We start from the raw sequence: 12,432 nt of genomic DNA, 5'->3' as shown, positions 1-12,432 counted from the left end.
TTAGCTGAATCGTTAAGGGCAGGATATTGCAGGCTTTCTGTTCAAATGCTGGTAGATAAATTTATTTCTGTTACAGATTTAATGTCAGGATCCCAACAAAAATCAAAAAAAACAATATCGTCTTCATATACTCCCGTAACGTACCGTTTTCGCCGATACTTTAGCGAGATGGGTAACATTTCTGTGTCAGGAGCTTCCATGTCACTACCGTTCAAACCCCATATTATCGCCCTGCTCTGCAGCGCAGGCTTACTCGCGGCGGCGGGAACGCTATATGTTAAAAGCCGTACCCCAGAGACTATCGCTGAAGCGCCGGTGACGGCGCAGCCCACAACGGAACCAGCGCCAGCATCCCCGACTGCGCCGGCGGCGGGACAACCGGTCGCGGCCACCTATACCCAGGCACAAATCGACCAATGGGTCGCGCCAATCGCGCTCTACCCGGACAGTTTACTCTCGCAGGTATTGATGGCCTCCACCTATCCGGACAACGTTATGCAGGCGGTGCAGTGGTCGCAGGATAACCCATCGATGAAAGGCGACGCGGCCGTTCAGGCCGTTGCCAGCCAACCGTGGGATCCGAGCGTCAAATCCCTCGTCGCTTTTCCCGCCCTGCTGGCAATGATGGGCGAAAATCCGCCGTGGGTGGAAAACCTTGGCGACGCATTTTTAGCCCAGCCGCACGATGTGATGGATTCCGTACAGCGTCTGCGCGCCATTGCCCAACAAACCGGGACATTGAAATCCACGCCGCAACAGAAAGTGACCGTCACAGCCTCGGCACCCGCCTCTTCGAGGTCATCGAATAGCAGTAGCACGGTATCATCCTCGACAAGCTCAACGGCATCGCCAGCGCCTTCGCAGATTATCAAAATTGAACCGACTAACCCGCAAGTGGTATACGTTCCGAGCTATAACCCTTCGACCGTCTACGGCAGTTGGCCGAATAGCGCCTATCCCCCGGTTTATCTGCCGCCGCCTCCGGGAGAGCAGTTCACCGATAGCTTCGTCAAAGGTTTTGGTTACAGCCTTGGCGTCGCCACCACCTGGGCACTTTTCAGCAGCATCGACTGGGATGATGATGACCATCATCATGATGACGATTACCATCACGGCGGCTACCAGCACAATGGCGATAACATCAATATTAATGTGAATAATTTCAACCGCATTACCGGGCAGAATCTGCCGGGTAACCATGTTAACTGGCAGCATAACCCCGCCTATCGCGGCAACGTGCCTTATCCGAATAATAATGTCGCCCAGCGCTATCATCAGACCAATGTGCCCGGCGGACTCAGCGCGACCCAACACGCGCCGGTCGATCGCAATGCTCAACGGCAAGCGGCGATGACGCAGCTCCAGCATCCCAACGCGCCTGCCGCCAGCGTAGGCAAGCTGGCGGCTAATAACGCCTCTCGCGATGCGCAGCGTCAGGCGGCTTCTCAACAATTGAAGCAGGCCACCCAGCGCAGCAGCTACCGTGGCTACGACAGCACGCCGACGCCTGCCAAACAGCAGCGTCGCGAAGCGGCGAAAACGCAGCTGCAACATCCAACGCCGCAGCAGCAACAGCATCGCGACGCCGTGAAGAGCCACGTGCAAAATCCTACGCCTCAGCAACAACAGCGCCGTCAGCAGATTCACTCCGCGACGCCGGCCCAACGTCAGCAAGCGGTGAGCACGGCACGCGCCAATGCCTTAAGCGGCAACGAAAGTCGCTCCCCCTCCTGGCAATCGCAGCAGGCGCGCGGGCTGCAAAGCCGCAATATTTCCGGCTTGAGCAGCGAACAGCGCGGCGCCGCCAGAGAGCGTCTTTCCGAACATCATGAATTGCGTCGTCGCTGAGGATGAGCAGATGAGAAAACCATTACAGATCGCCCTATTCACGCTAATGCTGTCGCCGCTCGCCGCCTTCGCCCAGCAACCGTTCCCCACGCCGGAGAAAGCGGCAAGCGCGCTGGCCGATGCGCTCAATCATCGTGATAAAGCCGCGCTCAATAATCTGCTCGGCGATAACTGGCAGCAGTTTTTACCCACCGATGGTATTGATCCCAATGCCGTCGACCGCTTTCAGCGCGACTGGCAGGTGAAACACGTCATTGTCCAGCAGGGTAACAGCGCCTGGCTCGATGTCGGTAGCGAAGCGTGGCGGTTGCCGATTCCCATTGTCAAAGATGAACAGGGCTGGCGTTTTGATATGGCGGCCGGGGAAGATGAAATTCTCACACGCGCCATCGGCCGCAATGAACTGTCGGCAATTGCCGCCATGCACGCCTACGTTGATGCCCAGCAGGATTACTATCAAATGAATCATCGCTGGGCGCAAAAAATCATCAGTAGCGAAGGCAAAAAAGATGGCCTGTACTGGCCTACCTCGCCGGGTGAAACGCCAAGCCCGCTGGGGCCGGCATTCAGCCCGACGGAGCCCGGCGCCGGGTATTATGGCTACCGCTTCCGCATTATCGCCGATAACGATAATCAAGGCGTCGCTTTACTGGCATGGCCGGTAGAGTGGGGAGAAACCGGGGTGATGAGCTTTATGATCGATCAGAACGATAAGGTCTGGCAGGCGAACCTGGGCGAAGAGAGCGCGACGAAAGCGCAGGCAATCACGCATTTTGCCCCCGATTCTGCAGCCGGATGGCAGGCGGTCAATCAATAAAAAAATGCCCGGTTGCGCGATAGCAACCGGGCACTCTCTGGTGCTTAGCCCTGGTGCGGCATCAGCTCCGGATAACCGGCAAAAGCAGGTTTCTGACTGGTCAGCGCCGCTTCATCCGAGCTGATGCTCCCGGAATTCGCCGCCCACACCCCTTCAGTAGTTTTCGTCACCAACTGATGCTGCGCATTCAGATCCTGGCCCATCGCCGCAATATGGCTATTTTCAGTGCCGCCGCTGTTCGCAGCCCAGGGAATGACCGCATCGGCCGCACAGGCCATACCGGAAACTAATGTCGTCGCTAACAGCGCCGTGGTTAACAAGCGTTTCATCTCACACCTCAGATACATAATTAACTGCCTATTAGTTTACTGAGTGACTATTTTCAAAGTATGTATGAGGTGTAGCGGTTTGTGAACATGGACATAGTTCTAAACATTAGCGATAAAAAAAGCGGCTCTGAGAGCCGCTTATGCATTTTACCCGAAAGAAAAAGTTACTTTTTCTTCGCTTTCGCGTTTGGCAGGTCGGTAATGCTACCTTCGAAGACTTCTGCCGCCAGGCCAACGGACTCGTGCAGAGTCGGGTGAGCGTGGATAGTCAGCGCGATGTCTTCCGCGTCGCAGCCCATTTCGATAGCCAGACCGATTTCACCCAGCAACTCGCCGCCGTTGGTGCCGACAATCGCGCCGCCGATAACACGGTGGGTCTCTTTGTCGAAGATCAGTTTGGTCATACCGTCTGCGCAGTCGGAAGCGATAGCACGGCCGGAAGCAGCCCACGGGAAGGTGGCGGTTTCGTAGCTGATGCCCTTCTCTTTCGCTTCTTTCTCAGTCAGGCCAACCCATGCCACTTCTGGCTCGGTGTAGGCGATAGACGGGATAACTTTCGGATCGAAGTAGTGTTTCAGGCCGGAGATAACTTCTGCGGCAACGTGACCTTCGTGTACGCCTTTGTGCGCCAGCATCGGCTGGCCGACGATATCGCCGATAGCAAAGATGTGCGGCACGTTGGTGCGCATTTGTTTGTCAACGCGAATGAAGCCGCGATCGTCAACTTCCACGCCGGCTTTGCCTGCGTCGAGGTTTTTACCGTTCGGCACGCGGCCGATAGCCACCAGCACCGCGTCGTAACGCTGCGCTTCCGCCGGGGCTTTTTTGCCTTCCATGGAAACGTAAATACCGTCTTCTTTTGCTTCAACGGCGGTTACTTTGGTTTCCAGCATCAGGTTGAATTTCTTGCTGATACGTTTGGTGAAGACTTTAACCACGTCTTTGTCGGCAGCCGGGATAACCTGGTCGAACATTTCAACCACGTCAATCTCTGAACCCAGCGCATGGTATACGGTACCCATTTCCAGACCGATGATACCGCCGCCCATAACCAGCATGCGTTTCGGTACAGATTTCAGTTCCAGAGCGTCGGTGGAATCCCAAACGCGCGGGTCTTCATGCGGGATAAACGGCAGTTGAATCGGACGGGAGCCCGCCGCGATGATCGCGTTGTCGAAGTTAATCACGGTTTTGCCGTTTTCGCCTTCAACTTCCAGGGTGTTAGCGCCGGTGAATTTACCCAGACCGTTAACCACCTTCACTTTACGACCTTTGGCCATGCCAGCCAGACCACCGGTCAGCTGAGTGATGACTTTTTCTTTCCAGGTGCGGATCTTGTCAATGTCGGTTTTCGGTTCGCCGAAAACGATGCCGTGTTCGGCCAGCGCTTTCGCTTCTTCGATAACTTTAGCAACGTGCAGCAGTGCTTTAGAAGGGATACAACCCACGTTCAGGCAAACGCCGCCCAGGGAGCTGTAACGTTCTACGATGACGGTTTCCAGACCTAAATCAGCGCAACGGAAGGCTGCAGAGTAGCCTGCAGGACCTGCCCCAAGTACCACGACCTGAGTTTTGATTTCAGTACTCATCATGACCTCTGTAATTTATATCCGGCGGGTCTGACGCTTTTATTATTACGCCCAAGTCCACCGGGACGTTCTATCCGCGTGTATTTTACAAAATTGTTAACAATTTTTAAACAACAAACGGCAAACGATTTTGTCCTTTGTTGCTGATAATCCTCAACAGCCTGAGGTTATCAGAAAAAAGCCGGCCGTCAGGCCGGCTTTTTCGCTTACATCACCAGGCGGCGAATATCGCTCAAGGTGTTGTTAATGATGGTAATGAAGCGGGCACCATCAGCACCGTCGATGACGCGGTGGTCGAAGGACAGAGAGATCGGCATCATCAGACGCGGAACGAACTCTTTACCATTCCATACCGGCTCCATCGCGGACTTAGACACGCCCAGGATGGCCACTTCCGGCGCGTTAACAATCGGCGCGAAGTGGGTGGTACCCAGGCCGCCGATGCTGGAGATGGTGAAGCAACCGCCCTGCATTTCGCCAGCAGTCAGCTTGCCATCGCGCGCTTTCTTCGAGATGGTGGTCAGTTCGCGAGACAGCTCGGTGATGCTCTTCTTGTTCACGTCTTTAAAGACCGGAACCACCAGACCGTTCGGAGTATCAACCGCCACACCGATGTTGATGTATTTCTTCAGCGTCAGACGCTGACCGTCTTCGGACAGCGAGCTGTTGAAGCGCGGCATCTGCTCAAGCGCAGCGGCAACGGCTTTCATGATGAAGACCACTGGGGTGAATTTCACGTCCAGTTTGCGCTTCTCAGCTTCGGCATTCTGCTGCTTACGGAACGCTTCCAGATCGGTGATATCGGTTTTGTCGAAGTGCGTAACGTGCGGGATCATCACCCAGTTACGGCTCAGGTTAGCGCCAGAGATTTTCTGGATACGACCCAGTTCCACTTCTTCGATTTCGCCAAACTTGCTGAAGTCAACTTTCGGCCATGGCAGCATGCCCGGCAGACCGCCGCCTGCGGCAGCAGCCGGTGCGGATTCAGCGCGTTTAACCGCTTCTTTCACGTAAGCCTGAACGTCTTCGCGCAGGATACGACCTTTACGGCCAGTCCCTTTCACTTTCGCCAGGTTTACGCCGAACTCGCGCGCCAGGCGGCGAATCAGCGGAGTCGCGTGAACGTAAGCTTCGTTTTCAGCGAATTCGGTTTTACCTTCTGCTTTCGCAGCCGGCGCGGCAGCTTTCTGAGCCGGTGCCGGTGCAGCAGCCGGTGCCGGTGCAGCAGCCTGAGCTGGAGCAGCAGCAGGCGCGGCGCCTTCCACTTCGAAGACCATGATCAGAGAGCCGGTAGAGACTTTGTCGCCGGTGCTGATTTTGATCTCTTTTACGGTACCCGCGAACGGCGCCGGAACTTCCATAGAAGCTTTGTCGCCTTCGACGGTGATCAGTGACTGCTCAGCGGCAACTTTATCGCCGACTTTTACCATCACTTCGGTGACTTCAACTTCGTCGCCGCCGATATCCGGTACGTTAACATCCTTCACGCCGGCTGCAGCAGCCGGTGCCGCTGCAGCCGGAGCGGCAGCCTGTGCCGGAGCGGCTGCAGGCGCAGCGCCCGCCACTTCGAAGATCATGATCAGAGAGCCGGTGGACACTTTGTCGCCGGTGCTGATTTTGATCTCTTTTACGGTACCCGCGAACGGCGCCGGAACTTCCATAGAAGCTTTGTCGCCTTCGACGGTGATCAGGGATTGCTCAGCGGCGATGGTGTCGCCCACTTTAACCATGATCTCGGTGACTTCAACTTCATCGCCGCCGATATCCGGTACGTGAACTTCTTTCGCTGCGCTTGCCGCCGGCGCTGCTGCCGGTGCCGGAGCAGCTGCTTTCTCTTCCTGCGCAGGTGCAGCGGCTGCTGCACCCTCGGCGGAATCGAAAATCATGATCAGTTTGCCAGTCTCGGTTTTGTCGCCGACGGAGACTTTAATCTCTTTCACGACGCCAGCCTGCGGAGACGGAACTTCCATAGAGGCCTTGTCGCCTTCTACGGTGATCAGCGACTGTTCAGCTTCAACTTTGTCGCCAACTTTGACCAGGATCTCGGTGATTTCAACTTCATCAGCCCCGATGTCCGGTACTTTGATTTCGATAGCCATTATTCTCTTACCTCTTACGCCAGACGCGGGTTAACTTTTTCTGCATCGATGTCGAATTTAGCAATGGCGTCAGCCACGACTTTCTTATCGATTTCACCACGTTTAGCCAGTTCGCCCAGCGCCGCAACGACCACATAGGAAGCATCGACTTCGAAGTGGTGACGCAGGTTTTCACGGCTGTCGGAACGACCGAAGCCATCGGTACCCAGTACGCGGTAATCATCAGCCGGTACGTAAGTACGAACCTGCTCGGCGAACAGTTTCATATAGTCAGTGGATGCCACAGCCGGAGCGTCGTTCATCACCTGAGCGATGTACGGTACGCGCGGAGTTTCCAGCGGGTGCAGCATGTTCCAGCGTTCGCAATCCTGGCCATCACGCGCCAGTTCGGTGAAGGAGGTGACGCTATACACGTCAGAACCCACGCCGTAGTCTTTCGCCAGGATCTGCGCTGCTTCACGAACGTGACGCAGGATAGAACCAGAGCCCAGCAGCTGAACTTTACCTTTGCTACCTTCGAGGGTTTCGAGTTTGTAGATACCTTTACGGATACCTTCCTCGGCGCCTTCCGGCATGGCCGGCATGTGGTAGTTTTCGTTCAGCGTAGTGATGTAGTAGTAAACGTTCTCTTGCGCTTCGCCGTACATACGTACCAGACCGTCATGCATGATGACAGCGACTTCGTACGCGTAAGACGGGTCGTAGGAGATACAGTTCGGGATAGTCAGCGACTGAATGTGGCTGTGACCATCTTCGTGCTGCAGACCTTCGCCGTTCAGCGTAGTACGACCGGAAGTACCGCCGATCAGGAAGCCGCGCGCCTGCTGATCGCCTGCCGCCCAGCACAGATCGCCGATACGCTGGAAGCCGAACATCGAGTAGTAGATGTAGAACGGAATCATCGGCAGGTCGTTGGTGCTGTAGGAGGTCGCAGCAGCCAGCCAGGATGCGCCTGCGCCCAGCTCGTTAATACCTTCCTGCAGAATCTGGCCTTTCTCGTCTTCTTTGTAGTATGCAACCTGCTCACGGTCCTGCGGGGTGTACTGCTGGCCGTTCGGGCTGTAGATACCGATTTGACGGAACAGACCTTCCATACCGAAAGTACGCGCTTCATCGGCGATGATCGGCACCAGACGATCTTTGATCGACTTGTTCTTCAGCATCACGTTCAGGGCACGAACGAAAGCGATAGTGGTAGAGATTTCTTTGTTTTGCTCTTCCAGCAGCGCGCTGAAGTCGGCCAGGGTCGGCAGCTCCAGTTTCTCAGTGAATTTCGGCTGACGAGTCGGCAGGTAGCCGTTCAGCTTTTCACGTTGAGCATGCAGGTAAGTGTGCTCTTCGGAACCTTCCGGGAAGGTCACGTACGGCAGTTTTTCGATATCGGCATCAGCCACCGGCACGTTGAAACGATCGCGGACGTAGCGAACGCCGTCCATGTTCATTTTCTTAACCTGGTGCGCGATGTTTTTACCTTCCGCGGTGTCGCCCATACCATAACCTTTAATGGTATGCGCCAGAATCACGGTCGGCTGGCCTTTGGTTTCCTGCGCTTTTTTCAGTGCAGCGTAGACTTTCTTCGGATCGTGACCACCACGGTTCAGGGCCCAGATCTGCTCGTCAGTCCAGTCGGCAACCAGCGCGGCGGTTTCCGGATATTTACCGAAGAAGTGCTCACGAACGTAGGCGCCGTCTTTGGATTTGAAGGTCTGGTAGTCGCCGTCAACGGTTTCGTTCATCAGCTGAATCAGCTTACCGCTGGTGTCTTTACGCAGCAGCTCATCCCAACGACCGCCCCAGATAACCTTGATAACGTTCCAGCCAGCACCACCGAAGATGCCTTCCAGTTCGTTAATGATTTTACCGTTACCGGTGACCGGGCCGTCCAGACGCTGCAGGTTGCAGTTGATGACGAAGACCAGGTTATCCAGTTTTTCACGGGTCGCGATGGTGATAGCGCCTTTAGATTCCGGCTCATCCATCTCGCCATCGCCCAGGAAGGCGTAAACGGTTTGCGCAGAGGTGTCTTTCAGACCACGGTGTTCCAGATATTTCAGGAATTTAGCCTGATAGATAGCGCCCAACGGCCCCAGACCCATCGATACGGTCGGGAACTGCCAGAATTCCGGCATCAGTTTCGGGTGCGGATAAGAGGACAGACCATTACCGTGAACTTCCTGACGGAAGTTGTTCATCTGCTCTTCAGTCAGACGACCTTCCAGGAAGGCACGTGCATATACGCCCGGAGAGATGTGGCCCTGGAAGTAAACCAGATCGCCGCCGTCTTTCTCAGTGCGCGCACGGAAGAAGTGGTTGAAGCAGACTTCGTAGAAGGTTGCGGAAGACTGGTAGGATGCCATGTGGCCACCCAGCTCCAGATCTTTCTTCGATGCGCGCAGAACGGTCATGATGGCGTTCCAACGGATCGCTGAACGAATACGGCGTTCCAGCTCCAGATTGCCCGGGTATTCCGGTTCATCTTCAACGGCAATAGTGTTGACGTAATTATGCGCTGCCGCACCGGCCGCTACTTTCACGCCGCCTTTGCGGGCCTCAGAAAGAAGCTGGTCGATCAGATACTGAGCACGCTCAACACCTTCTTCACGGATGACCGATTCGATCGCCTGTTGCCAGTCGCGAGTTTCGATCGGATCCACGTCATTCTGGAAACGTTCTGACATGGGGGTATTCCTTATCTATCTAATCGTTGATTTAACTGGAACCTGTCCCATTGAACTCTTTAGCGTTTCACTCTGATGAACAACCAAAAATTCAATAAGACAGGTTCTGCGTTTAGTTGCCGCGCTCTAAAAAATGGCGCTTAAGAACCGGAGTTCTCGTCCTTTCGTTGCTGTAAACGACGCAATGAACGTTCTCTACGACTCTGTTCACGGCTACGATCCAGCAAAATTTCCTCAATGAACGCCAGGTGACGGTGCGACGCCTCACGCGCCTGCTCCGGCTCCCCGGCCATTATCGCCTCGAAAATGCGAGTACGATGGTTGCTGACCAACGGGAGCATTTCCCGGCGGGCATACAGCAATTCAAAGTTCTGACGAACGTTCTGTGCCAGCATCGGCTCCATACACCTTAGCAGATGGAGCAACACCACATTGTGCGCTGCTTCGGTGACGGCGATTTGGTACTGGACGACAGCGCCGGATTCGGCGTCGAGATCGCCGGACTGTTGGGCCCGTTCAATGGCTTGATGCAGTTCGCGAATACGGTCGCGATCTTCATCATTGCTGCGCAGCGCCGCGTAATAAGCCGCGATGCCTTCCAGCGCGTGACGGGTTTCCAGCAAATCGAATTGGGATTCAGGATGGTCGGACAGGAGCTCGACCAACGGGTCGCTAAAGCTCTGCCACAGGCTGCTTTGTACAAAGGTTCCACCGCCCTGGCGACGAAGCAACAGGCCCTTGGCTTCGAGGCGTTGAATCGCCTCACGGAGCGAGGGACGGGAAACGTCGAACTGTTTTGCCAGTTCGCGTTCAGGCGGGAGTTTTTCACCGGGGCGCAACGTCCCCTCAAGAATCAGAAACTCCAGCTGCTGCTCTATCACATCAGAAAGTTTTGGTTGGCGGATCTTGCTGTAGGCCATATTCCCTGTCTCTGCCATTCGCCCGGAGTCAATTGGTCTTACCAATTTAAAGTTCGTAGCGCTAAAGTAACAAAGTATTCACCTCCTGTCCATACAGGTTTTGATTGAAATCAGTAAACCCGGCCTTTTTTAACAACCTTACAGAAATAACGTTTCAGAAATGTAACCTTGCACAAAACTTACATTTACCCAGCAAGGGGTAGCATTAACTTTATATAAACGAAAAATTACGCTTTCTGAACCGATTCAAGAAGCGAAAAAGTGCATTTATAAACCAATAAAGTGAATAGATAACCAATAAAGGGTAGCGGCGACGGTGGTAAGAAAAAATGACAAACGGTGTCTTTTTGTTCGTTCCGTCATCATCCCTTCATAAAGCAGGTGCATTCGCACGCCCTTACCATTATTCTTCATCAGGCGAAAGGTCTTTGAGGGAATTTCCGCTTTTCTTTCCGTAAAGAAATCAATACAAAAATGGAATTTCATAATTACACAAACACAACAATGTGTGCGTTGCGTCACTCGGGTAAAAACTGGCCTCAAACGCCTTGAAATTAGCTAACTATGCTATTTGGCAGAGACGGACAGCAAAGCAGCAACCTGAAGGATGAAGCGTATAAACATAATAACCACACACGAGGTTTCATGATGGAAGGTCAACAGCATGGCGATCGACTCAAGCGCGGCTTGAAGAACCGCCATATACAGCTCATTGCGCTAGGAGGCGCTATCGGTACGGGCTTATTCCTGGGAAGTGCGTCAGTGATTCAATCTGCAGGTCCTGGTATTATTCTCGGCTACGCTATCGCCGGGTTTATCGCCTTCCTGATCATGCGCCAACTCGGCGAAATGGTCGTCGAAGAACCGGTAGCCGGTTCATTCAGCCATTTTGCTTATAAATACTGGGGCGGCTTTGCCGGCTTTGCCTCCGGCTGGAACTATTGGGTGCTGTATGTGCTTGTCGCCATGGCGGAACTGACCGCCGTGGGCAAATATATCCAGTTCTGGTGGCCGGAAATCCCTACCTGGGCCTCCGCGGCGGTCTTCTTCATCGCCATTAACGCCATTAACCTGACCAACGTAAAAGTGTTCGGCGAAATGGAATTCTGGTTCGCGATTATTAAAGTCGTCGCGGTAGTGGCCATGATTCTGTTCGGCGCCTGGCTGTTGTTCAGCGGCAACGGCGGCCCGCAGGCTACGGTCAGAAACTTGTGGGATCAGGGCGGTTTCCTGCCGCACGGTTTCACCGGGCTGGTGATGATGATGGCGATCATTATGTTCTCCTTCGGCGGTCTGGAACTGGTGGGGATCACCGCGGCGGAAGCGGACAACCCGGAAAAGAGCATCCCGAAAGCCACCAACCAGGTTATCTACCGTATCCTTATTTTCTATGTAGGCTCCCTGGCCGTGCTGCTCTCGCTGCTGCCGTGGACGCGCGTCACCGCCGATACCAGCCCGTTCGTCCTGATCTTCCACGAACTCGGCGACACGCTGGTGGCAAACGCCCTCAACATCGTGGTGCTGACCGCCGCGCTCTCGGTTTACAACAGCTGCGTATACTGTAATAGCCGTATGCTATTCGGCCTGGCTCAGCAGGGCAATGCGCCGAAAGCGCTGCTGACTCTCGATAAGCGCGGCGTACCGGTCAACACCATTCTGGTATCCGCCGTGGTCACCGCGCTGTGCGTGCTGATCAACTATCTGGCGCCGGAATCGGCGTTCGGACTGCTGATGGCGCTGGTTGTCTCCGCGCTGGTGATTAACTGGGCGATGATTAGCCTCGCGCATATCAAATTCCGTCGCGCCAAGCAGCAGGAAGGCGTGAAAACGCGTTTCCCGGCGCTGTTCTACCCGCTGGGTAACTGGGTATGCCTGCTGTTTATGATCGCGGTACTGGCCATCATGCTGATGACCCCGGGGATGGCGATTTCGGTGTGGCTGATACCGGTATGGATTGCCGTTCTCGGCGTTGGCTATCTGTTTAAACAGAAAAGCGCCGGCGTCGTAAAAGCACAATAATACATCTCGTCACGCCGTGTCCGTCCTTTACCGACGGGCACGGCGCATTGTTATCTGCTTCACACTTTCCTTCCTGTAACAGTTTTCTCCATATCGATGACGGATTACTGCAACGTAATTCCCGACGCTAAGA

General features: G+C 54.6%; 8 protein-coding genes. 3 read left to right on the top strand and 5 right to left on the bottom strand.

The window, feature by feature from the left end; genetic code table 11:
- Positions 1-198: 198 nt before the first annotated feature.
- On the top strand, positions 199-1,848 hold the full coding sequence (locus PGR79_RS17345; RefSeq protein WP_430922137.1) for a DUF3300 domain-containing protein: 1,650 nt from the start codon (positions 199-201) through the stop codon (positions 1,846-1,848).
- 10 nt (positions 1,849-1,858) lie between these two features.
- On the top strand, positions 1,859-2,665 hold the full coding sequence (locus PGR79_RS17340; protein ID WP_430922135.1) for a DUF2950 family protein: 807 nt from the start codon (positions 1,859-1,861) through the stop codon (positions 2,663-2,665).
- Between the two features lie 44 nt (positions 2,666-2,709).
- Here PGR79_RS17340 and PGR79_RS17335 read toward each other — a convergent pair whose 3' ends face one another.
- From PGR79_RS17335 to pdhR, 5 genes are all read right to left on the bottom strand, one after another.
- Positions 2,710-2,994, bottom strand: coding sequence for a hypothetical protein (locus PGR79_RS17335; protein WP_087860872.1), 285 nt, complete (start codon positions 2,992-2,994; stop codon positions 2,710-2,712).
- A 164-nt stretch (positions 2,995-3,158) separates the two neighbouring features.
- The gene (gene lpdA, locus PGR79_RS17330; RefSeq protein ID WP_015368220.1) at positions 3,159-4,583 is read right to left on the bottom strand and encodes a dihydrolipoyl dehydrogenase; all 1,425 of its coding nucleotides are present in this window, start codon (positions 4,581-4,583) and stop codon (positions 3,159-3,161) included.
- 206 nt (positions 4,584-4,789) lie between these two features.
- Complete coding sequence (gene aceF, locus PGR79_RS17325) at positions 4,790-6,682, bottom strand: pyruvate dehydrogenase complex dihydrolipoyllysine-residue acetyltransferase (protein ID WP_430922133.1); 1,893 nt, start codon at positions 6,680-6,682, stop codon at positions 4,790-4,792.
- Between the two features lie 14 nt (positions 6,683-6,696).
- Complete coding sequence (gene aceE / locus PGR79_RS17320) at positions 6,697-9,360, bottom strand: pyruvate dehydrogenase (acetyl-transferring), homodimeric type (RefSeq protein ID WP_015368222.1); 2,664 nt, start codon at positions 9,358-9,360, stop codon at positions 6,697-6,699.
- 140 nt (positions 9,361-9,500) lie between these two features.
- Complete coding sequence (pdhR, locus tag PGR79_RS17315; RefSeq protein WP_015368223.1) at positions 9,501-10,280, bottom strand: pyruvate dehydrogenase complex transcriptional repressor PdhR; 780 nt, start codon at positions 10,278-10,280, stop codon at positions 9,501-9,503.
- A gap of 645 nt (positions 10,281-10,925) precedes the next feature.
- Here pdhR and aroP point away from each other — a divergent pair.
- Positions 10,926-12,299, top strand: a complete 1,374-nt coding sequence (gene aroP, locus PGR79_RS17310) for an aromatic amino acid transporter AroP (RefSeq protein ID WP_395226958.1) — start codon at positions 10,926-10,928, stop codon at positions 12,297-12,299.
- Positions 12,300-12,432: the final 133 nt, after the last annotated feature.

Origin of the sequence: Klebsiella sp. 141161 (genome assembly GCF_050600815.1) — a bacterium.
In the GTDB taxonomy this organism is placed as follows: Bacteria; Pseudomonadota; Gammaproteobacteria; order Enterobacterales; family Enterobacteriaceae; genus Klebsiella; species Klebsiella aerogenes.
This window is presented reverse-complemented; position numbering and strand designations above follow the sequence as displayed.

Bases quoted from the DNA above. Each gene is read 5' to 3' on its own strand.
- lpdA (WP_015368220.1), bottom strand. From the start codon at position 4,583: ATGAGTACTGAAATCAAAACTCAGGTCGTGGTACTTGGGGCAGGTCCT.
- aceF (WP_430922133.1), bottom strand. From the start codon at position 6,682: ATGGCTATCGAAATCAAAGTACCGGACATCGGGGCTGATGAAGTTGAA.
- pdhR (WP_015368223.1), bottom strand. From the start codon at position 10,280: ATGGCCTACAGCAAGATCCGCCAACCAAAACTTTCTGATGTGATAGAG.
- aceE (WP_015368222.1), bottom strand. From the start codon at position 9,360: ATGTCAGAACGTTTCCAGAATGACGTGGATCCGATCGAAACTCGCGAC.
- PGR79_RS17345 (WP_430922137.1), top strand. From the start codon at position 199: ATGTCACTACCGTTCAAACCCCATATTATCGCCCTGCTCTGCAGCGCA.
- aroP (WP_395226958.1), top strand. From the start codon at position 10,926: ATGATGGAAGGTCAACAGCATGGCGATCGACTCAAGCGCGGCTTGAAG.
- PGR79_RS17340 (WP_430922135.1), top strand. From the start codon at position 1,859: ATGAGAAAACCATTACAGATCGCCCTATTCACGCTAATGCTGTCGCCG.
- PGR79_RS17335 (WP_087860872.1), bottom strand. From the start codon at position 2,994: ATGAAACGCTTGTTAACCACGGCGCTGTTAGCGACGACATTAGTTTCC.